Annotated in this window: 20 protein-coding genes; 4 read left to right on the top strand and 16 right to left on the bottom strand. The window is 70.6% G+C overall.

The window, feature by feature from the left end:
• The first annotated feature begins 56 nt into the window (after nucleotides 1-56).
• Together MRBLWH3_RS05715 and MRBLWH3_RS05710 are read left to right on the top strand one after the other, a co-directional pair.
• A complete protein-coding gene (locus MRBLWH3_RS05715; protein ID WP_363429527.1) occupies nucleotides 57-794 on the top strand; it encodes a hypothetical protein in 738 nt (245 codons plus the stop codon).
• Nucleotides 791-1024 carry a helix-turn-helix domain-containing protein gene (locus tag MRBLWH3_RS05710; RefSeq protein WP_363429525.1) on the top strand — a complete coding sequence of 78 codons (234 nt, stop codon included), beginning with the start codon at nucleotides 791-793 and terminating at the stop codon, nucleotides 1022-1024. Before MRBLWH3_RS05715 ends, MRBLWH3_RS05710 begins: the two co-directional genes overlap by 4 nt.
• A 682-nt stretch (nucleotides 1025-1706) precedes the next feature.
• Here the strand turns inward: MRBLWH3_RS05710 and MRBLWH3_RS05705 are convergent.
• The 4 genes from MRBLWH3_RS05705 to MRBLWH3_RS05690 form a co-directional block, all read right to left on the bottom strand.
• On the bottom strand, nucleotides 1707-2669 hold the full coding sequence (locus tag MRBLWH3_RS05705; RefSeq protein WP_414685298.1) for an endonuclease domain-containing protein: 963 nt from the start codon (nucleotides 2667-2669) through the stop codon (nucleotides 1707-1709).
• A 406-nt stretch (nucleotides 2670-3075) separates the two neighbouring features.
• Nucleotides 3076-3813: a hypothetical protein gene (locus MRBLWH3_RS05700; protein WP_363429523.1), complete on the bottom strand. Its 738-nt coding sequence runs from the start codon at nucleotides 3811-3813 to the stop codon at nucleotides 3076-3078.
• A 127-nt stretch (nucleotides 3814-3940) separates the two neighbouring features.
• Nucleotides 3941-5407 carry a cardiolipin synthase gene (gene cls / locus MRBLWH3_RS05695; protein ID WP_363429521.1) on the bottom strand — a complete coding sequence of 489 codons (1467 nt, stop codon included), beginning with the start codon at nucleotides 5405-5407 and terminating at the stop codon, nucleotides 3941-3943.
• A 164-nt stretch (nucleotides 5408-5571) separates the two neighbouring features.
• A complete protein-coding gene (locus MRBLWH3_RS05690; RefSeq protein WP_056372494.1) occupies nucleotides 5572-5766 on the bottom strand; it encodes a hypothetical protein in 195 nt (64 codons plus the stop codon).
• Nucleotides 5767-5944: 178 nt separating this feature from the next.
• On the opposite strand from MRBLWH3_RS05690, the gene MRBLWH3_RS05685 reads away from it, so the two are divergent.
• A complete protein-coding gene (locus tag MRBLWH3_RS05685) occupies nucleotides 5945-7252 on the top strand; it encodes a DUF4192 family protein (protein ID WP_363429519.1) in 1308 nt (435 codons plus the stop codon).
• A gap of 29 nt (nucleotides 7253-7281) precedes the next feature.
• Here the strand turns inward: MRBLWH3_RS05685 and lysS are convergent, their stop codons facing one another.
• On the bottom strand, nucleotides 7282-8796 hold the full coding sequence (gene lysS / locus MRBLWH3_RS05680) for a lysine--tRNA ligase (RefSeq protein ID WP_363429517.1): 1515 nt from the start codon (nucleotides 8794-8796) through the stop codon (nucleotides 7282-7284).
• Nucleotides 8797-8923: 127 nt separating this feature from the next.
• Here lysS and MRBLWH3_RS05675 point away from each other — a divergent pair, with 127 nt between their 5' ends.
• Nucleotides 8924-10153 carry an MFS transporter gene (locus MRBLWH3_RS05675; RefSeq protein ID WP_363429515.1) on the top strand — a complete coding sequence of 410 codons (1230 nt, stop codon included), beginning with the start codon at nucleotides 8924-8926 and terminating at the stop codon, nucleotides 10151-10153.
• Between the two features lie 28 nt (nucleotides 10154-10181).
• Here MRBLWH3_RS05675 and MRBLWH3_RS05670 read toward each other — a convergent pair whose 3' ends face one another.
• From MRBLWH3_RS05670 to ftsH, 11 genes are read right to left on the bottom strand one after another with little or no spacing between them, the layout of a single operon-like run.
• Nucleotides 10182-10976 (bottom strand): MBL fold metallo-hydrolase, encoded by a 795-nt coding sequence (locus MRBLWH3_RS05670; protein ID WP_363429513.1) that lies wholly within the window; start codon nucleotides 10974-10976, stop codon nucleotides 10182-10184.
• A 27-nt stretch (nucleotides 10977-11003) separates the two neighbouring features.
• On the bottom strand, nucleotides 11004-11276 hold the full coding sequence (locus tag MRBLWH3_RS05665) for a hypothetical protein (protein WP_363429511.1): 273 nt from the start codon (nucleotides 11274-11276) through the stop codon (nucleotides 11004-11006).
• Nucleotides 11273-11986 carry a Rossmann-like and DUF2520 domain-containing protein gene (locus MRBLWH3_RS05660; RefSeq protein WP_363429509.1) on the bottom strand — a complete coding sequence of 238 codons (714 nt, stop codon included), beginning with the start codon at nucleotides 11984-11986 and terminating at the stop codon, nucleotides 11273-11275. Before MRBLWH3_RS05660 ends, MRBLWH3_RS05665 begins: the two co-directional genes overlap by 4 nt.
• A complete protein-coding gene (locus MRBLWH3_RS05655) occupies nucleotides 11983-13803 on the bottom strand; it encodes a PH domain-containing protein (RefSeq protein ID WP_363429507.1) in 1821 nt (606 codons plus the stop codon). The genes MRBLWH3_RS05660 and MRBLWH3_RS05655 overlap by 4 nt, the downstream gene beginning before the upstream one ends.
• Nucleotides 13800-14441 carry a PH domain-containing protein gene (locus MRBLWH3_RS05650; RefSeq protein WP_363429505.1) on the bottom strand — a complete coding sequence of 214 codons (642 nt, stop codon included), beginning with the start codon at nucleotides 14439-14441 and terminating at the stop codon, nucleotides 13800-13802. The genes MRBLWH3_RS05655 and MRBLWH3_RS05650 overlap by 4 nt, the downstream gene beginning before the upstream one ends.
• Nucleotides 14413-14880, bottom strand: coding sequence for a DUF3180 domain-containing protein (locus tag MRBLWH3_RS05645; protein WP_363429503.1), 468 nt, complete (start codon nucleotides 14878-14880; stop codon nucleotides 14413-14415). Before MRBLWH3_RS05645 ends, MRBLWH3_RS05650 begins: the two co-directional genes overlap by 29 nt.
• Nucleotides 14877-15434: a 2-amino-4-hydroxy-6-hydroxymethyldihydropteridine diphosphokinase gene (gene folK / locus MRBLWH3_RS05640; RefSeq protein WP_363429501.1), complete on the bottom strand. Its 558-nt coding sequence runs from the start codon at nucleotides 15432-15434 to the stop codon at nucleotides 14877-14879. Before folK ends, MRBLWH3_RS05645 begins: the two co-directional genes overlap by 4 nt.
• Nucleotides 15431-15826 carry a dihydroneopterin aldolase gene (folB, locus tag MRBLWH3_RS05635; protein WP_363429499.1) on the bottom strand — a complete coding sequence of 132 codons (396 nt, stop codon included), beginning with the start codon at nucleotides 15824-15826 and terminating at the stop codon, nucleotides 15431-15433. The genes folK and folB overlap by 4 nt, the downstream gene beginning before the upstream one ends.
• The gene (gene folP / locus MRBLWH3_RS05630) at nucleotides 15826-16653 is read right to left on the bottom strand and encodes a dihydropteroate synthase (RefSeq protein ID WP_363429497.1); all 828 of its coding nucleotides are present in this window, start codon (nucleotides 16651-16653) and stop codon (nucleotides 15826-15828) included. Before folP ends, folB begins: the two co-directional genes overlap by 1 nt.
• On the bottom strand, nucleotides 16650-17240 hold the full coding sequence (gene folE, locus MRBLWH3_RS05625; protein ID WP_363429495.1) for a GTP cyclohydrolase I: 591 nt from the start codon (nucleotides 17238-17240) through the stop codon (nucleotides 16650-16652). Before folE ends, folP begins: the two co-directional genes overlap by 4 nt.
• A gap of 9 nt (nucleotides 17241-17249) precedes the next feature.
• Nucleotides 17250-19259: an ATP-dependent zinc metalloprotease FtsH gene (gene ftsH / locus MRBLWH3_RS05620; protein ID WP_363429493.1), complete on the bottom strand. Its 2010-nt coding sequence runs from the start codon at nucleotides 19257-19259 to the stop codon at nucleotides 17250-17252.
• Nucleotides 19260-19301 lie beyond the last annotated feature (42 nt).

Raw genomic sequence — 19301 nt, 5'->3', positions numbered from 1 at the left:
CATCCGTTCGGTTTATCGTTTTTCGATAACAACGTTTATCGATATGGAGACGTTCCATGGTCTGGCAGTTCCTCGCGCTGTGGGTCGGTGTGCCGGTCCTTGTCGGCACTATCGTCGTGGTCCTCATGGTGCGGATCCGTCGCACCGGCGAACCCGGGGTGCTGTCGCGCCTCGAGGAGTGGGTGGTCGCCGCGGTGGGAACAGGCGCGATGCTCGTCGCGGCGGGGAGCGCCGTCCTCCTCGTGGGGACCGCGGTGCAGGTCTTCGCGGCGGACCCCTCGCGCGTCGCGGGCTTCCCGCTCGCGAACGCCCTCGTGCCCGAGTTCACCGAGAAGTCCGACGCGATCGTCGGCGCCGGGTATGAGTCCGTGTGGCTGGACGTCGCGGGCCTGCCGGACGGGACGCGCTGGCTGCTCTCCCTCGAGTCCGCACTGCCGCTCCTTGCGGCGCTCGCGATCGGCGTCGCCGTCTCGTGGCTCGCGATCGCTCTGCTGCGGGGGCGTCCGTTCGTCCGCTCGCTGCCGAACGTCGTCGGAGTCGCGGCCATCGCGGTGCTGGTCGGTGGGATCGGTTCCCAGGTGGCCGCCAGCGCGGCACGGGGATCGGTCGCCGCGTTCCTGGCCGAGCGTGTGATCACCGCCGGCGACATGGGCGCCGGGCCGTACGAGGGGCTCACGGGCTGGACCCTCGTACTCGATCTCGCGCCGATCGGCTGGTCGCTCGGGCTCGCCCTCGTGGCGGCGGCCTTCCAGATCGGCACCCGCATGCAGAAGGATACGGAGGCCCTGGTGTGAGCCCAGCGGACGACGACGGACCCTCCGGCGTCCACTGCCGCCTCGACGAGCTGCTGCTCGAGCGCGGGATGACGCTCACCCGGCTCTCGGAGCTCGTCGGCGTCTCGGTCGTGAACCTGTCGATCCTCAAGAACGATCGCGCACGCGCGATCCGCTACTCGACCCTGTCGGCGATCTGCCGGACGCTCGATTGCGAGATCGGCGACCTGCTCGTCCGGGCCGACACCTGACATCGCCCCCTGCTCGCCCCCACCCCCGCTGCGCCCCCACCCCCGCTCCGCCCCGCCCCCCTGCTCCGCCCCCACCCCCACCCCACCCCCGCCCTCCTGCTCACCTGTCACAAAGCGCCGAGGTGGGCGACACTTCGCGCCAGGCGAGCCGCAGCACCCGGGGCCGAAGTCGCTCACCTGTCACAACGCGCCGAGGTGGGCGGCACTTCGCGCCAGGCGAGCCGCAGCACCCCGGGCCGAAGTCGCCCACCTGTCACAAAGCGCCGAGATGGGCGACACTTCGCGCCAGGCGAGCCGCAGCACCCCGGGCCGAAGTCGCCCACCTGTCACAAAGCGCCGAGGTGGGCGACACTTCGCGCCAGGCGAGCCGCAGCACCCGGGGCCGAAGTCGCTCACCTGTCACAACGCGCCGAGGTGGGCGACACTTCGCGCCAGGCGAGCCGCAGCACCCGGGGCCGAAGTCGCTCACCTGTCACAACGCGCCGAGGTGGGCGGCACTTCGCGCCAGGCGAGCCGCAGCACCCCGGGCCGAAGTCGCCCACCTGTCACAAAGCGCCGAGACGGGTGGCACCTTGCGCCAGGCGAGCAATGTGGATTCCGGATGCTGCGGGCCGCGGCATCCGGAATCTGTGCACTCTCGTCGCTGTGAAGCAGCGACGTGGACGGTGCGGCGGCGGTCGACTCAACCCCGGCGACGGATCGCCGCGCGCACCCGCTGCACCGCTACCGCAGGCTGGTCGAAGAGTTCGGCCTTGGTGATCTGGACGACGATCCATCCTGCGGCGCGAAGTCCCTCGTAGCGCGCGATATCGCGCGCCCATTGCTCCGGATCGAGGAGGTGATGCGCACCCTCATACTCGATCGCGATCTTCAGGTCAGGGTAGGCGAGGTCGACGCACCCCAGGTAGATGCCGCCTGCGAAGACCTCGTGGTTACGCTCGGGCTCGCGCAGACCGTGATCGATGAGCGTGAGGCGCAGCCAGGACTCGGTGCGAGATGCGGAGTCGGTTCGCACGCGCGGCAGCGCCAGTCGGGCGGCCACCACGCCGACTCTGCGGCCCGCCGAGACCGCGGTCTGGAGATCGGCGAGCGTCGCGAGCGGCGATTCGACGCGCCATGTCCGGACCACCGCATCTCCGGCCGCGACGAGGTCGTACGGATCGATCAACTGTCGTCCGAGACTCGCCCAGACCGCCGCGGGCGTCGCGATGACCAAGCCTGAGCGCTCATCACGCGTGGCGGTCACAAGCGACGGCTTGGCTTCGTGCCCGCGGACACCGAGACTGCGGGGAAGCCGTCGCGGGCGGAACACCGACACATGCAGCAGCGATCGCGCGACCAGGAGGTACGGGAGAGGAATCCCGAGGATGACCGCGGCGGTGATGTGGCTGAAGAACTCGCCCTCGGACATCCGCGTCGCGTAGGCGAGCGCCCGTGCGAGGTGGGCTCGCTCGGCGGGACCGAGAGCCCGGCCCCAGCGATCCATTTCGAGCTCCTCCGGGAGGGTGGCGTCGCTGACCACTCGCACCCCGTGAAAGGGCTTGTCCACGTCGGTGCGACGCAGCCGCCCGGTCGACACTCCGGCACTCTTCGCCTGCCGAACGGAGAACCGGGGCCCGAGGTCTTCCGGGAGGGGTCGCATCACACGAGAAGCATGACCTGCGTGCCGTCCGCATCGTGGGTGTCAGTTCGACTCTGTGGAGGGTCCACGACCCGGCCGGCGTGTGGAGGAAGCAACGTCTGGACCCCGCACTCCTCGGCTCCCCTGTCCCAAAATGTCGATGCGGGCGACAATTCGGGACAGTCGAGCACCTCAGTGCCGGGGCCCCGCGGGTGAGCGCAGGTCAGGACCCGGTTGCGGAAACGGAGCCATAGATGCCGAGGCGCGACCCCGCCCTCCCCGCTCACCTGTCACAAGGTGCCTCGTCGTCCGACACATCGTGACAGGTGAGCAATAATCGCGCCGGCGTCCGGAGCTCACCTGTCACGAAGTGCCACTCGGAGCGGCCGCTTGTGACAGGTGAGCAGAAGGCACATGAGCTGGGCCGGCGTCAGTTGGGGTAGATCGGGATGCGGATGTTGTCGAACTCGCCGCCGGTGAGGATCGCGAAGGTCTCTGCGTCCTCGTCCTCCAGGCCGTTCACCGCGGTCACGACGCCGCGCGCGGCCATGTCCATCGTGCAGACCTGGTCGGCAGGCGGGGTGACGAACGTCACCGTGACCTCGGTCGCGCTCGTCGGCTCGGTGCTCTCGACCTGCGGCGCGCAGGAGGAAGAGCCCCACGACAGGATCACGAACTGGCCGTCGACATCGGTCCATCCCGCGCTCGGCAGGTAGTCCGTCTCGCCGCCCACCGCGAGGCCCGAGACGCCCTCGAGATCGGTGTCGCCGCGCCAGCCGTCACCGGTCACCTCGATCTCCACGCCGTTGACGGGATCGACGTCGGCAGGCGTGCCCACGAGAGTCACCCGCGGAACGAGGTCAGCCGTGCAGGCCTCGTCGTCCTCGGCGTCGACGAGGGTGACCATCATGACGCCGTCGTCATAGGTGGCCTCCTCGGCGACCGGGATGCACGTCGAGCTGCCCTGCGTGACGATGCCGATCATGCGGCCGCCGTCGAGCCAGGCCGCGCCGACCTCCTGCTCGTTGCTGCTGTCGTCGTCGTTGCCGGTCGCAGCCGGCGTCGGAGTGGCGCCGCCGCCGGCGGGCACCGCGCAGGCGGTCAGAAGGCCTGCGGCGAGGAGCGCCAGGCCGAGCCCGGCGAGCAGTGAACGGGAGCGAACGGGCATGCGAGGCCTCCTGGAGTTCCGCGGACGCCATCCCCCCGCGGCATCCGTCACCCATATCGTGTCGCATAACGGCCAGGAATCTCAGTACCCGGGTCACGTCGAGGTCACGATCCACGGGGAGAACGCCCTACTGCAGCGCCGACGTGAGGCGCGCGAGATTGTCGAGCACCGTTGAGCGCAGCGGCTGCTTCTCCCACTCCTCGAGCGTGAGTTCGCGCGAGAGCGATCGGTACATGTCTTCCACCGCGCGCATCTGGCGCACGAACTCCTCACCGCGCACGAGCACGGAGATCTCCATGTTGAGACCGAACGAGCGCATGTCCATGTTGCTCGAGCCCATGATCGCGACCTCGTCGTCGATCGTGAGGCTCTTGGTGTGCAGGATGAACGGCTTCTTGTACATCCAGATCTTCACACCCGCGCGCAGAAGCGCTTCGTAGTAGCTGCGCTGCGCGTGGTACACGATCGCCTGGTCACCCTCCTCCGACACGAAAAGCTCGACATGGATGCCGCGCTGGCACGCCGTCGTGATCGCGAGCAGCATCGCCTCGTCGGGCACGAAGTACGGGCTCACCACGATGATCTTGCGCTGCGCCGCGTAGAGGAGCCCGGCGAAGAGCTTGAGGTTGTTCTGGAACTCGAACCCCGGCCCCGACGGCACGATCTGGCAGTCGAGGTCGCCGGGCCCGCTGCGCACATCGAAGAGGTCGATCTGATCGGTGAGCACCTCGTCGGTCTCGCTGTACCAGTCGCTCAGGAAGACGGCGTTGACGGATGCCACGACCGGGCCTTCGATGCGCGCCATGAGGTCGACCCAGTGCAGGCCGCGCTTGATGTTCTTGCGCAGGTTGTACGTCGAGTCGGTGACGTTCTGCGACCCGGTGAAGGCGACGCGGCCGTCGACCACGAGGAGCTTGCGGTGGTTGCGCAGGTCGGGCCGCTGGTACTTGCCGCGCAGCGGCTGCACCGGGAGCATGAGGTGCCACTGCGCGCCCATCGCGGTCAGGCGCTTGAGGGTGCGCTTGTAGAACGGCTTTCCGCGGTTCGCCCAGTGGTCGAGGAGCACGCGCACGGTCACCCCACGCGCCGCCACCTCTTCGAGGGAACGGAAGAAGTTGTCGGTCGCGGCATCCGCCTGGAGGATGTAGAACTCGACGTGCACGAACCGCTCGGCTTTGCGGATGGCGTCCGCCATCGCATCGAGGCTCTGCTGGTATTCGGGGATCAGGTGCGCGGCGTTGTCGCCGGCCAGCGGCATCGCGCCGAGATTGCGGTTGAGTGTCACGAGCGACGTGAACCAGCTCGGCGCGTGCGGGCGCAGCGTGCCGAAGTCCAGCGACGCGCTGGTGTCGTGGATGTAGTCGTTGATGCGCTCCTGCTTGCGGCGGCGCTTGCGGGGAAGCCGGGGGTTTCCGATCAGCAGGAACAGGAACACGCCGATGATCGGGATGAAATAGATCGCCAGCAGCCACGCCATCGCCGCGGTGGGGCGGCGATTGCGCGGGACCACGATGATCGCCGTGACACGGATGACGATGTCGACGATGAAGACGAGCACCACCCACCACGTCGCGTCGAACGTGATGGTGATCATCGAGCGGCGCCTCTCCCCGGTCATCGGGCGGATCCGCCCGACGGACGCGCCGATCGAGCGGTGAGCCCACACTATCGGGGGCGGCGGACCCGGCCGCACATCCGGGAGCGGTCGGTGCGGCCGCACGTCATCGGATGCGCATCAGCCTTCGATGCCTGCGCCGATCAGGCGTCGGTGGAGGCGGTGCCGGGCGCGACCGGAGGCAGCCCGCGCTTGGCGCGCTCCTCGGCCTCGATCTTCGCGTACACGCGGCGCTCGGTGCGGTCCGCGCGGACGATGCTGCGCAGCACGAAGAAGAAGATCAGCGACACGAGGACGGTCGGCAGGAGCGTCCAGAGCGCCGCGACCCAGTAATCCATGCCTTCAAGGATACGCCGTGCGGGTATCGCCTCCTCCCCAGCGGTCTCGCCGGACGTCTGATCGGGGGTTCGTCCACAGGGGCGCGCCGCCTCCTCCCCAGAGCACGTGTTCGCACCGAGCCGATGCGATGGCTGTGGAGACTGCGGCGGAGGGCTCGGCCGTCACGACACTCGTCCCATGACCCCCACCGTCGTGAAAGCCGCGGATGCCGCGCAGTTCCTCTCCTTCGTCCCCCGCATGCTCGGCTACCACCCGACGCAGAGCCTCGTCGTGATCCCGTTCCACGGCGCCCGCAGCCTCGGCGTGATGCGGTTCGATCTCCCCGGCGGCGACCACGACGCCGTCGACCGGATCGCCGCAACGGTCACCGGCATGGTGTGCCGGCTCGCCGAGGCCGACGCGGTCGCCGCGATCGCGTACACGAACGCGAGGTTCTCAGAAGACGAACGGATGCCGCATCGCGACCTCCTCGCCGCGCTCGAGGGCCGCGCCGATGCGTGCGGCCTGCGCGTCACCGATCTGCTGTGCGTCGCGAGGGACGGGTGGGGATCGTTCCTCGACGCCGAGTGTCCCGCCGCGGGCAGGCCGCTCGGCGACCTGAAATGGATGGGTTCGGGAGACATCCCCGAGCCCGACGGCGACCAGGCGACCGGCGCCGAGCTGCCGGAGTGCTCGGTCGAGGAGCGGGAGCGGGTCGCGAAGGCGATGATCGCGCTCGACACCGCGGTGGCGGTGCTGTGCGGACCGACCGCGGAAGGCGGCACCGCGGCCCGCACCGCGCGGTCGGCTCGGACCGCCGCGTGCGACGACGCGGTCGAGGGCTCCGCTCGCGCCGCTGTCGCCGTCGACGGCGGACGGCCCCTCGAACGCGCGAGCGACCTCGGCCCCGTGCCCGCGCCGGTGTCGGACGCGGTGGAGGATGAGGCATCCGTCACCGACGACGAGGCGCGGGTCGACCCGCAGGCGCTCGCCGCGGTGTGCCGGTTCGACGATCTGCCCGGGTTCTTCGAGAACGCCCTGGCGCGACCGCGCGACGCGGCGGACGCGTACGATGCCGCCGCCCTCGTATGGTGCCTCGCGCGCCCGTCGCTGCGAGATGTCGCGCTCGTGCAGTGGAGCGGCAACCTCGCCGAGGGCGACGAGGCGTTCGACGCGCAGCTGCGGTGGGAATCGGGCGAGGAGTATCCGGCGCATCTCGCGATGCGCATGTGGGGCGAGGGCGACCGGCCGGAGGTGTCGCGCCTCGAGACCGCGCTCGAGCTGGCGCGGTATTCGGCCTCGGTCGCGCCCCGCGACGCGCGGCCGGGGCCTCTCGCGATGTGCGCGTGGCTGTCGTGGGCTCTCGGCCGCTCGACACACGCAGCCGCCTACGCCGACCGCGCATGCGAGATCGAGCCCGAGCACGGGCTGTCGCAGATCGTGCTCTCGTTCGTGAACGCGGGGCACCTGCCCGACTGGGCGTTCCGGCGCGCGGACGCCCGGTGATCCCCGTGCGGATCGATCCAGCCGGCGGACTACTTGACGAGCGGGAAGAGGATCGTCTCGCGGATGCCGAGCCCGGTCACCGCCATGAGCAGACGGTCGATGCCCATCCCCATGCCACCGGTGGGCGGCATGCCGTGCTCGAGCGCGCGCAAGAACTCCTCGTCGATGCGCATCGCCTCGAGGTCGCCCTTGGCGGCGAGCTTCGCCTGCTCGACGAAACGCTCGCGCTGGATCACCGGATCGACGAGTTCGGAGTAGCCGGTCGCGAGCTCGAAGCCGCGCACGTACAAGTCCCACTTCTCCACGACGCCGACGATCGAACGGTGCTCGCGCACGAGCGGGCTCGTGTCTACCGGGAAGTCCATCACGAAGGTGGGGCGCACGAGGCCCGGCTTCACGTAGTGCTCCCACAGCTCCTCGATGAGCTTGCCGTGGATCGCGTGCGGCGGCAGGTCGACCCCCTCGGCCTCGGCGAGCGCGACGAGGTCCTCGAACGGCGTCTCGGGCGTGATCTCGCGGCCGGCCGCCCCCGACAGCGACTCGTACATCGAGAGGCGGTCCCACTGGCCGCCCAGGTCGTACTCGGTGCCGTCGGCCCAGGTCACCGTGGTCGACCCCGAGATCGCGATCGCCGCGTTCTGGATCAGCTCCTGCGTGAGGTCGGCGATGCCGTTGTAGTCGCTGTACGCCTGGTAGGCCTCGAGCATCGCGAACTCCGGGCTGTGCGTCGAGTCGGCGCCCTCGTTGCGGAAGTTGCGGTTGATCTCGAACACCCGGTCGATGCCGCCCACGACGGCGCGCTTGAGGAACAGCTCCGGCGCGATCCGCAGATACAGGTCGGTGTCGAACGCATTGGAGTTCGTGATGAACGGCCGCGCGGAGGCCCCGCCGTGCTGCACCTGGAGCATGGGGGTCTCGACCTCGATGAAGTCGTGGGAGGCGAACGTCTGCCGCAGGCTCGCGTTGACCTTCGCGCGGGCGACGACCGTCTCGCGCGCCCGATCGCGCACGATGAGGTCCAGGAAGCGGCTGCGGACGCGGCTCTCCTCGCTGAGCTCGGAGTGCAGGTTCGGCAGCGGCAGCACGGCTTTCGACGCGATGCTCCACTCGGACACCATGATGGAGAGCTCGCCGCGCCGGCTCGAGATGACTTCGCCCGATACGAAGACGTGGTCCCCGAGGTCGACGAGTTCCTTCCATGCCTGGAGCGACTCGTCGCCGACCGCCGCGAGCGACACCATCGCCTGGATTCGGCTGCCGTCGCCGGACTGCAGCGAGGCGAAGCAGAGCTTGCCGGTGTTGCGGCTGAAGACGACGCGGCCGGCGACGGCCGCGGTGACGCCGCTCTCGGCGCCCGCCTCGAGGTCGGCGAAGCGCTGGCGCAGCGCCGGGATCGTGTCGGTGATCGGCACGCTGACCGGATACGCCCCGCCTGCGGCATCCGTCCGCTCCGCGATCAGACGCTCGCGCTTCGCCAGTCGCACGGCCTTCTGCTCGAAGACTTCCTCTTCGGTCGGCTCATCGGGCGCGGTCGCGTCGGTCACGGGGTGTGCTCCTCGGTGGGGGTTCTCCGCAGAACGCGGACCCCCAAGTCTACCGAGGTGCTCCACGGCGCGAGTAAGGTCGGGGGCGGCTCATCGAACGCCTACCTCGACACGATCGGACGACGCGATGTCGCAAGCTCGTCGCACGATGTCGGATCTCGCCGGGTTCTGGGCCGTCGCAGCCGCCTTCACGACCGTCACCGCCTACGCCACGGTGCCCACGCCGCTGTATCCGCTCTACCAGGCGGCCGACGACTTCCCCGTTCCGGTCGTGACCTTCATCTTCGCCGCGTTCGCGGTCGGAGTCGTGGTCAGCCTGTTCCTGATCGGTCACATCAGCGACTGGGCAGGGCGACGCCGGATGGCCGTGATCGCGGTGCTCGTATCTGCGCTCGCGGCAGTCGTCTTCATCCTCTGGAACTCGGTTCCCGGCCTCATCGCCGCGCGATTCGTCGACGGGGTCAGCGTCGGCATGCTCAGCGCCGCGGCGACGGCTCATCTTGCCGAACTGCGCTCGAAGGCGCGACCCCGGGAGACGCCGGTCGTCGCAGCGTCGGTGGCCGGAGCAGCCAATCTCGGCGGACTCGCGCTCGGACCGCTCGTGGGCGCTCTGTTCGCCGAGTTCGCTCCCGACCCGCTGGAGCTGCCGCACCTCGTGTTCCTGGTCCTCTTCCTCGCGGCGGCGCTCGTGCTGCACGCCGTGCCCGAGACCGTCGACACCTCTGCGCCGCATACGGCCTACCGCCCACAGCGGCTGGCGCTCCCCGCCGGGTCCGGCGCGGCCTTCGCCGCGGCGAGCACCGGCGCGGCGGCCTCGTTCGCGCTCTTCGCGCTGTTCACGTCGCTGGCTCCGACCTTCCTTCACGACACATTCCAGGTCTCCGATCACCTGGTGGACGGTGCGACCGTCTTCGCCGTCTTCGGCGCTGCAACGGTCGCGCAGGTGCTTCTGGTCCGCGTCGCGCAGCCGGCGCAGCTTCTCATCGCGATGCTGTGCTTCGCGGCGGGTCTCCTGTCCATCGCCGCGGGCGCGTTGATCCCTGCTCTCGCGCTCTTCATCGCGGGCGGCATCGTCGCCGGTGCCGGCGCCGGCATCATGTTCCGCTCGGCGCTCGCCGCGGCGAGCGCGCTCGCTGCACCCGATCGCCGAGGCGAGACTCTCGCGCTGCTCTTCCTCATCGCTTATGGGGGCCTCGTCGCGCCGGTGCTCCTCGTGGGCCTCGCCCTTCCCTTCGTGGGTGAGACGGCCGTGCTGCTCGTCTTCTCCGCGGTCGTGCTCGTCGCGACGCTCGGCGCGGGTATCGCGATGCGGCGCCACTCGCTCCAGGCGGCCCCGCAGGACGACCCGGCAGGCTGAGCCCGGCTCGACGCGAGTCGGATCGAACTCAGCCGAGCTCGATCGGCACGCCGAGCGGTGCCCAGCGCACCCGCTCCCGCACGTGTCCCGGAGCAGCGCCGAAGACGGCCGCGGCGGCCTCCTCCTGCTGCGAGAAGTGGCTCCAGCCCTCGACGTGCATCGGCACGGCCACGCCGGGCTCGGCGAGCCCGATGAGTTCGACGGCGTCGTCGGCGTCCATGGTGTACGCGAGCGGTCCGGTGAGCGGGAACTTCACGGCGCCGATGTGCACCAAGGCCACATCGGGTCGCAGGCCCGTCGCGGCGCGGCGCAGCGCGCCGTACATCACTGTGTCGCCCGTCATCCACAGGCCCGGGCGCGCAGCGCCGCTGAGCGTGAGGGCGAACCCGACCACGGGGCCGACGATGGGGCCGGTAAAGGGAGCACCGTGCCGGCACGGTGTCGCCGTGACCACGAGGGAGCGCTTGCCGTCGGCGGTGAGGGTGACAACGTCTCCGGGAGCCAGCCCCCGCGCGTCGGGATGGGCGGCGTCGGAGGTCAGCGCCTTCGCGCCGGCGACGGTGGTCAGCACCGTCCGCGCCACCGACAGTCCCGCCCGGCCGGCGTCGTCGAGATTGTCGGCGTGGTGATGGTGGCTCAGCAGCACCACGTCGACCGGGCCGACCTCCCGCAGCGCGATCGCCGGACCGGTGGTCTTGCGCGACGACGTCCCCAGTGCGAAGGAGTACGTCCGTCCCGGCGGGTCGAAGGTGGGATCCGTGAGGATCCGCCACCCTTCCCATTCGACGAGGGCGGTCGGACCGCCGATCCGCATGACACGCATGTCGCCCTCCCCGCACTCGGACCCGGGTCAGCCCAGGTAGATCTCGCCGTTGTCGATGAACCGGTGTCCCGCCACCGAGGCGGCGATGAGCGCCAGTGCGCGTCCGCTGCTGCCTTCGCCGACCGGCAGGAATGTCGCCGGATCGACGACGCTGAGGTACTCCAGCCGTATGCGCGGCTCTCCCATGAGCGCCGACTGCGCAGCAGCGATGCACGCGTCCACGCCGCGATCCGCGTTCGCGGCCGCCGCGGCGCGGACCTCGGCGCGCCGAGCCCGCAGCTCGTCGACGGTGCTGATCATCCTTGGACCGTAGCGGGGGGCTCGGCTCCAGGACCGGAGCCCGCCTCCGCCAGCGCGTGCTCGATCGTCGTGTGCGCGAGGGCGGAGAGGAACGACCCCGGCTGCGGCACGCCCGCCTCGGCGAGCAGTGCTGTCGCCTGCCGCACGATCGAGCGGGAGAAATCGCGTGCGGTCGCGATCGCCTCCGCATACGCAGGCCTGGCCGACTCGTCGACCACGACCGGCTCGCAGCCGAGCTCGACGGCGAGCGCCTGCGCGATCGGCAGGACGGGGGCGGGGGCGGTCACGGCGGCGTACGCGCTCGAGAGCGCCCGCAGATCCATCGAGGTCCCGCTGAACTCGATCGCGGGGTGCACGGCGAGCGGGATCGCCCCCATCACGACGGCGGCCGACAGGATGCCGGTGCCCCAGGCCGGATCCGTGTGCAGCACGAGCTGCCCCGGCTGCCACGCACCGACCTCCGCGAGACCACCGACCAGCCCCTCGAGCTGGTCGTGCGGTACTGCGACGATCACCAGCTCGCTGCGGCGGACGACCTCGGTGGCGTCGAGGACGGGAACGCCGGGAAGCATCGCCTCGACGCGCTCGGGGTCGGAGCCCTGCGTGATCCCCACGAGCGCGTGCCCGGCTCCGCCGAGCGCGGCGCCGAGCACCGGCCCGACCCGTCCGGCGCCGATGATGCCGACGCCGAGGCGACCGTCCCGGCTCACCGGCGGTCCTTCCCCGGCTGCGCCACGACCGTGTAACCCACCGGCGGAGGGGGCACGGATGCTGCGGCGTGAGCGTCTGCGCCGCCGGCAGGTGGCGCGGGGGCCGCGGCGGCGGGGACGTACGACTCGGGCGTCACCGCGACGGAGTCGGCAGCATCCGTCTCGTCCTCCGCCCAGCGGTGGGTGCGGTCCGCGAGCGCGGCGCGCACCGACCCGCGGGCGACGTCGTCGAAGAGCGCGAGCGCGCTGTCGCGGTCGACCGCCGCGAGGAAAGGTGAGACCGGGCCGGTCACGACGTGCGCGCGCACGTTGGTCACGCGCGACGCGCGGTCGAGCGGCCCCTGGTACAGCCCGAGGCTCTGCAGCCGCGCGAGCGGCAGGATCACGAGCTTGCGCCACACCACGCCGCGTCGCATCAGGAGCACGTCCTCGGTGAGGCGGAAGCCGTTGCGGCGGTAGGAGAACGGTCGGATCCACCACGCACGCGTCGGCGTGTTCGTGAAGGTGTCGCCGTCGGTCGGCCCGAAGATGCCCTGCTGGACGATGAGCGCGCGCTCCTCCTCGGACAGCGAGGGCTGCAGAAGGCGCAGCACCCGCTCGACGTCCGCCGCCGTGCCGACGGGCAGCACCGTCGTGAACTGATCGGTCGTGCTGTCTGCGGCGCTGCGGCCGGTGAGGCGGTTGATGCGGATGGTCCACCATCCGGCGGGGCGCCAGAAGATCCCCTGCGTCACCTCGACGGCGTGCACGCGGCCGGGCGGGACGATCTCGGTGATCGTCGTGAAGAGCCCGAACGTGATGCGCACGCCGTCCGGCGTCGGCGCGATCGAGTAGCGCAGCGAGCGGACGATCGAGCGCACCCAGTACGCGCCGAAGCCGATGATCGCGGGCACGAACCCGAACAGCAGCCACGTCACGCCCTGGCTGACGCCGATCACGATCGCGACGATCGCGAACAGAAGGCCCAGCGTCGAGGTGCTGAGGACATGCGATGCCACCAGCCGGCCGACCGGGATGTGGACGACCGATTCGAGTTCGGCGACCGGGGCCTCTGGCCCCTCGATGAGTCCGGTGATCTCGCGACCGACGGTCTGACTGAGAGAGGCGACCCGGCCGGGCTGCCGGGGTGCTGCCGCGCCGGAGGGACCCGTGGACATCGCGAGCCTGCGCCCCGACGCGAGGCGCAGGATGTCGGCGCGGACCGCCTCGGCGTTGGAGGTCGAGAGGTACTCGAGCTTGACGTTGGCGTCGGTGCCCGCCCCCACGACCTCGAGCTTGGCCATGCCGAGCAGCCGCGCGATCATCGGACGCGTGAGGTTGACGCCCTGCACGCGGTCGAGCGGGGCACGCCGCTGCGTGCGGAACAGGATGCCGCTGCGGACCTCGACGTCGTCACCCGTGATGCGGAACGTGTGGAAGCGCCACGACGTGTAGAACACCGTGACCAGCACGATGAGGGCAGCGAGCACCGCGACGCCGGCGAGCACGTAGAGGTTGTTCGCGATGATGAAGTCGACCGGGTCGCCGCCGACCTGCTCCCACTCCACCACCTCGTCTCCCACGCCCGGCGCGAGCCATGGCAGGAAGAGGTACAGCAGGCGATCGCGCAGGTTCGCGATGACGATGCCGATGACGACGATGAGGAACAGCCCGCCGCGCAGCAGCGGGGTGAGCGGATGCAGGCGGTGCCATTCGCCGTCGCTGAGCGGCGAGCGCACGAGCTGCGGCGGCGGCGCGCCGGCGCCGGCGGGAGCGGCGGCCGACGGTACGCCCCGCCCCGCGGGCGCCGGTTCCGACGGCGGAAGCGGATCGCTCATAGCCCCGTGCGCCGGCTCTCGGCGACCTCGACGAGGTGGTCGCGGAGCGTCTCCGCGGTGGACTGGGCGAGGCCGGGGATCACCACGCCGGTCGCGGCGGCGGCGGTCACGAACTTGAGCTGCGCGATGCCGAAGCCGCGGTCGAGCGGGCCGTGCGTGATGTCGATGAGCTGCATGCGACCGTAAGGAACGGCGACGAAGCGCTGCCACAGGATCCCGCGGCGGAAGACGAGGTCGTCGTCGCGCATCTGGTACCCGATCGCGCGCGCCTGCCGGGGAAGGATGGCGAGCGTCCACGCGAGGATCACCGTCATGATCCCGCCGGGGATCCACGCCCACAGCTGGTGCATGAGCAGCGTGAGCACGAGTGTGGCCGCGATGACGACGAGGAGGAACGACCCCGTCGAGATGAACTGCACGGTCACGTACTTCGGCGAGATCTGGTGCCACACCCCGCTCTCGAGGGCGAGGCGGTTCGCGGACCGCGGCTCGACCAACCGCTCGAACCCCGGGGCGGCGTCGGAGACAGCCGCCGCGTCGGTGGCTGTGGATTCGCGGTTCGAGTCCGGGTGGCTCGCGGTAGCGCCGGGGGTGTGGGGCGAAGCCCCATCAGGCATCGCCTCCGGGCTGTTCGTCATCGTCGTCCTTCCGGATGGTGCACAGGTGCTCCGCGACCAGACCCGCGGCGACCAGCAGGGCGCCGCACACGGTCGTCGCGATGACCGTCCCCAACGAGCCTAGCGAGGGCGTGACCGGTCGGGTCGCGAGGAAGATCCACAGCCCCGCACCCAGTCCGCCGATCGCGGCGCCGACGATGCTCGACGCCTTGGCGAGCATCGCGATGCGCACCGCGCGGAACGGATCGACCTTCGCCTTCGATGTGCCGCGGGTGGCCCGGCGGATCGGGATCGCGAGTCCGACTACGACCGCGCCCAGCAGCACGAGAAGGATCGGCAGCGTCACCGCGGGCGTGAACGTGGGTCGCCCTGCCGAGGTCAGCAGCTGATCCACGAGGAACCCCGCCGCGACCCCGAGGATGGCCGCGATGATCAGCACCCCCGCACCCGTGCGCTTCATCGGGTCTCCGACCGCAGCCGGCGCAGCGCCTCGTCAACCCGGCCGACGCCGGGGATCACGGCGTCGGGGTCGACCGTCAGCCATGGACCCAGCACGAAGTCCCGCTCCGCCGCGCGCGGGTGCGGGAGGAGAAGCCGCGGATCGTCGCTGACGACGGCGTCGTAGGCGATGAGGTCGAGGTCGAGCGTGCGGTCCTCCCAGCCTCCTTCGCGCGCGGAGCGCGTGGTCGACCGCACCCGGCCATACCGTTGCTCGATGGCATGGAGGTAGCCGAGCAGCACCGACGGCGCCAGGCGCGTGGTGAGGATGGCGACGGCGTTCAGGTACGCCGGGGCCGAGGCATCCGGTCCTTCCGGCTTCAGAGCGACCGACTCGATCGGCTCCGAGACCCGCACCGCGTCGACGAGAGGCACCCGCGCGAGGTCTTTGATCGCGGCCGCCATCGTTTCGGCGCGATCGCCGAGGTTGGCGCCGAGCGCGACGACGGCTTCGACCGCTGTACGCGGGTGACGCTCGACGTCGCCGTCGAAGCCCTGCGCGAGACGGCGGTTCACGAGCCCACCGCCCACGCCGGGTCCACGGGGCGGCCGCGGCGGATCGTCACCGACACGTCGGAGAACGGGACCGCGATCGGGGCCCGGGGCTTGTGCACGGTGACCGCGACCATCCGCACGAGGTCGTACGAGAGGAGATCGTCGGCGATGCGCGCCGCGACGCCCTCGATGAGGTTCAGCGGCTCACCGCCGACGAGTTCGACGATGCGCTCGGCGACCTCGCCGTAGTGCACGGTGTCGCCGACGTCGTCGGTCTCGGCAGCCTCCGCGGTGCTGAGGGACAGAGTCACGTCGACGACGAACTCCTGGCCCTCACGCCGCTCGTCCTCGAACACCCCGTGGTATCCGTAGGCGCGCACGCCCATGAGCGTGATCTCGTCGATGAAGTCCATCAGCCCTCCCGGCCGTCTGATCCGTCCGCGCCCGCCCAGCGTCCGGCGACCACCAGAGCATCTCGCGTGGCGGCGACATCGTGGACGCGCACCGCCCAGACCCCCGCCTGTGCCGCAAGGGCGCTCGTCACCGCGGTGGCGAGGTCCCGCCGGGCCTCTGAGGCATCGGCGGGGTCCTCCGCGAGCGCCTCGGCGAGGAACCGCTTGCGGCTCGTGCCGATCAGCACGCGCTGACCCATCTCGACGAAGCGGTCGAGCCCTCGCAGCGTCTCCCAGTTCTGCTCGCCGCGTTTGCCGAAGCCGATGCCGGGGTCGACGATCACCCGCGAGGGATCGATGCCCGCCGCCGCGGCCGCCTCGATGCGGGCGGCGAGCTCGCCGACCACGTCGGCGACGACATCGTCGTACACGGCGCTCGCGTACATGTCGGCGGAGTGGCCGCGCCAGTGCTGCAGCACCACGTCCGCGGCGGCGGAGGCGACGGTCGCCAGCATCGCGGGATCCGCCATGCCGCCCGAGACGTCGTTCACGATCCGCGCGCCCGCCTCGACGGCCGCGGCGGCGGTCGAGGCGTTCATCGTGTCGATGCTGACCACGACGCCGGCTTCCGCCAACGCCCGCACCACCGGGAGCACCCGCTCCTGCTCGACCTCGGGGCTCACGCGCTCCGCACCCGGCCGCGTGGACTCGCCGCCGACGTCGAGGATGTCGGCGCCCTGCGCGCGCAGCTGGAGCCCGTGGGCGACGGCGGCGTCGGCATCCACGTAGCGCCCGCCGTCGCTGAAGGAATCGGGCGTCACGTTGACGACGCCCATGATGAGGGTCATCCGCGACCAGCTCCGATCAGGGCGACGAGCTCGGCCCGCGCGGCGGGGTCGGCGAGCTCGCCGCGCGCCGCGATCGTCACGGTCGAGGCATCCGGCTGGCGTCCGCCCCGCATCGTGACGCACTCGTGCGACGCGTCGAGCACGACCAGCACGCCACGCGCGTCGAGGGATCCGGCGATCACGTCGGCGATCTGCTCGCCCAGGCGCTCCTGCACCTGGGGACGCGACGACAGGATGTCGACGACCTTCGGCAGCGCGCCGAGTCCGACGACCTGCTCCCCGGGGAGGTAGGCGAGGTGCGCGTGCCCGCGGAAAGGCAGGAGGTGATGCTCGCACACCGAGCGGAAGATGATGTCGCGCAGGATCACCGCTCCCGACGGCAGCGTGTCGGGCGCCGGCCCGCGCGACACCGAGATGGTGTGCGCGAGCGGGGCAGAGGCATCCGTCCCCACTCCCGCGAAGAACTCGGCATAGGCGTCGGCGACGCGCTCGGGCGTCTGCTTCAGTCCGGGGCGCTCGGGGTCTTCGCCGATCGCCTCGAGCAGTTCGCGCACGAGCGCGGCGACGCGCTCACGATCGACGGCCATAGGCCGAGCCTACGCGGTCGCCGGGCGCGCCTGTCCGGTGGGGCGGCGCTTGGTCGCCTTCTCGGCAGCCGGCAGCTCGTCGGCCTCGACGCTCGCGGCGAGACCGGCCTCGTCGCGGCGCTGCGGCACCTCGACCGGCGGCAGCTCCGAGACGGGACGCTGCTCGCTCGACAGCCACTGCGGGCGCGGCGGCAGGCGCTTGACGTCCTTGAAGAGCTCGGCGAGCTCCAGGTGGTCGAGCGTCTCCTTCTCGAGGAGCGCCAGCGCGAGCTTGTCGAGCACGTCGCGGTTCGCGTTGATGACCTCGTACGCCTCGTTGTGCGCCTGCTCGATGAGGTCGCGCACCTGGACGTCGACGCGCTCGGCGACGCGCTCCGAGAACTCGCGGCCGTGGCCCATGTCCCGGCCCATGAAGACCTCGCCGGAGGACTGGCCGAGCTTGACCGGGCCGATGTCGCCCGTCATGCCGTACTCGGTGACCATCTTGCGAGCGATGTTCGTCGCCTTCTCGATGTCGTTGGACGCACCGGTCGTCGGGTCGTGGAACACGATCTCTTCCGCGACACGGCCGCCCATCGCGTAGGTGAGCTGGTCCTGCAGCTCGTTGCGGGTGACGGAGTACTTGTCGTCGAGCGGCAGCACCATCGTGTAGCCGAGGGCCTTGCCGCGCGGGAGGATCGTGACCTTCGTGACGGGATCGGTGTGGTTCATCGCCGCCGCCGCGAGGGCGTGGCCGCCCTCGTGGTACGCCGTGATGAGCTTCTCCTTGTCCTTCATCACGCGGGTGCGGCGCTGCGGGCCGGCGATCACGCGGTCGATGGCCTCGTCGAGTGCGCGATTGTCGATCAGCTGTGCGTTCGAGCGGGCGGTGAGGAGGGCGGCCTCGTTCAGCACGTTGGCGAGGTCGGCGCCGGTGAAGCCGGGCGTCTTGCGGGCGACGACCTCGAGGTCGACGCCGTCGGCGAGCGGCTTGCCGCGGCCGTGCACCTCGAGGATCCTGGTGCGGCCCTTCAGGTCCGGCGCGTCCACGCCGATCTGGCGGTCGAAGCGGCCGGGGCGAAGGAGCGCCGGATCGAGGATGTCGGGGCGGTTGGTCGCCGCGATCACGATGACGTTCGCCTTGGGGTCGAAGCCGTCCATCTCGACGAGCATCTGGTTGAGCGTCTGCTCGCGCTCGTCGTGGCCGCCGCCGAGACCGGCACCACGGTGGCGGCCGACGGCATCGATCTCGTCGATGAAGATGATGGCCGGCGCGTTGTCCTTCGCATTGTTGAAGAGGTCGCGCACGCGGCTCGCGCCGACGCCGACGAACATCTCGACGAAGTCCGAACCCGAGATCGAGTAGAACGGTACGCCCGCTTCACCCGCGACCGCGCGGGCGAGCAGCGTCTTGCCTGTTCCGGGAGGGCCGTACAGCAGCACACCCTTCGGGATGCGGGCGCCGACGGCCTGGAACTTCGACGGGTCCTTCAGGAAGTCCTTGATCTCTTCGAGCTCTTCGATCGCCTCGTCGGAACCCGCGACGTCCTGGAAGGTGACCTGCGGCATCTCCTTCGTCACGAGCTTCGCGCGCGACTTGCCGAACTGCATGACCTTGCTGCCGCCGCCCTGAGCGCTCGACAGCAGGAACCAGAACAGCAGACCGAGCAGCAGGATCGGCAGGAGGAGGGAGATGAACCCGTCGAACCACGTCGCGCGCGGTACGGCGTCGTTGAAGCCGTCCTTCGGGTTCGCCTCGTTGACCGCGTCGACGACCTCGGCGGCGCGCGCGGAGACGTAGTAGAACTGCACGTCGGTCGCGCCCTCGTACTCCTTCGAGAGCTTCATGTCGACGCGCTGGTCGCCGTCGGTGTTGACGACCTCGGTGACCGTGTCGCCCGAGAGCAGCTCGAGACCCTCCTGCGTGGAGATCTGCTTCGCGCCGCCCAGGCTCGAGATGAGCGAGAACCCCACGATGAGGAAGACCCCGATCAGCAGGACATAGAAGAGCGGGTTGCGTGTGATCTTCTTGAAGTCCATGGCGCGGGCGCGAGCCCGACCCCTTTCGTCGACGTGCCGCCG

The sequence above is a fragment of the Microbacterium sp. LWH3-1.2 genome (genome assembly GCF_040675855.1).
Lineage (GTDB): Bacteria > Actinomycetota > Actinomycetes > Actinomycetales > Microbacteriaceae > Microbacterium.
This window is presented reverse-complemented; position numbering and strand designations above follow the sequence as displayed.

What these genes read in the sequence shown, in the direction of transcription:
- MRBLWH3_RS05670 (WP_363429513.1), bottom strand. Translation starts at nt 10,976, where the DNA reads ATGCGTGTCATGCGGATCGGCGGTCCGACCGCCCTCGTCGAATGGGAA.
- MRBLWH3_RS05690 (WP_056372494.1), bottom strand. Translation starts at nt 5,766, where the DNA reads ATGGATTACTGGGTCGCGGCGCTCTGGACGCTCCTGCCGACCGTCCTC.
- MRBLWH3_RS05665 (WP_363429511.1), bottom strand. Translation starts at nt 11,276, where the DNA reads ATGATCAGCACCGTCGACGAGCTGCGGGCTCGGCGCGCCGAGGTCCGC.
- MRBLWH3_RS05700 (WP_363429523.1), bottom strand. Translation starts at nt 3,813, where the DNA reads ATGCCCGTTCGCTCCCGTTCACTGCTCGCCGGGCTCGGCCTGGCGCTC.
- ftsH (WP_363429493.1), bottom strand. Translation starts at nt 19,259, where the DNA reads ATGGACTTCAAGAAGATCACACGCAACCCGCTCTTCTATGTCCTGCTG.
- MRBLWH3_RS05685 (WP_363429519.1), top strand. Translation starts at nt 5,945, where the DNA reads ATGACCCCCACCGTCGTGAAAGCCGCGGATGCCGCGCAGTTCCTCTCC.
- MRBLWH3_RS05645 (WP_363429503.1), bottom strand. Translation starts at nt 14,880, where the DNA reads ATGAAGCGCACGGGTGCGGGGGTGCTGATCATCGCGGCCATCCTCGGG.
- folP (WP_363429497.1), bottom strand. Translation starts at nt 16,653, where the DNA reads ATGACCCTCATCATGGGCGTCGTCAACGTGACGCCCGATTCCTTCAGC.
- folE (WP_363429495.1), bottom strand. Translation starts at nt 17,240, where the DNA reads ATGGCCGTCGATCGTGAGCGCGTCGCCGCGCTCGTGCGCGAACTGCTC.
- MRBLWH3_RS05715 (WP_363429527.1), top strand. Translation starts at nt 57, where the DNA reads ATGGTCTGGCAGTTCCTCGCGCTGTGGGTCGGTGTGCCGGTCCTTGTC.
- MRBLWH3_RS05675 (WP_363429515.1), top strand. Translation starts at nt 8,924, where the DNA reads ATGTCGCAAGCTCGTCGCACGATGTCGGATCTCGCCGGGTTCTGGGCC.
- MRBLWH3_RS05650 (WP_363429505.1), bottom strand. Translation starts at nt 14,441, where the DNA reads ATGACGAACAGCCCGGAGGCGATGCCTGATGGGGCTTCGCCCCACACC.
- MRBLWH3_RS05655 (WP_363429507.1), bottom strand. Translation starts at nt 13,803, where the DNA reads ATGAGCGATCCGCTTCCGCCGTCGGAACCGGCGCCCGCGGGGCGGGGC.
- folB (WP_363429499.1), bottom strand. Translation starts at nt 15,826, where the DNA reads ATGGACTTCATCGACGAGATCACGCTCATGGGCGTGCGCGCCTACGGA.
- cls (WP_363429521.1), bottom strand. Translation starts at nt 5,407, where the DNA reads ATGATCACCATCACGTTCGACGCGACGTGGTGGGTGGTGCTCGTCTTC.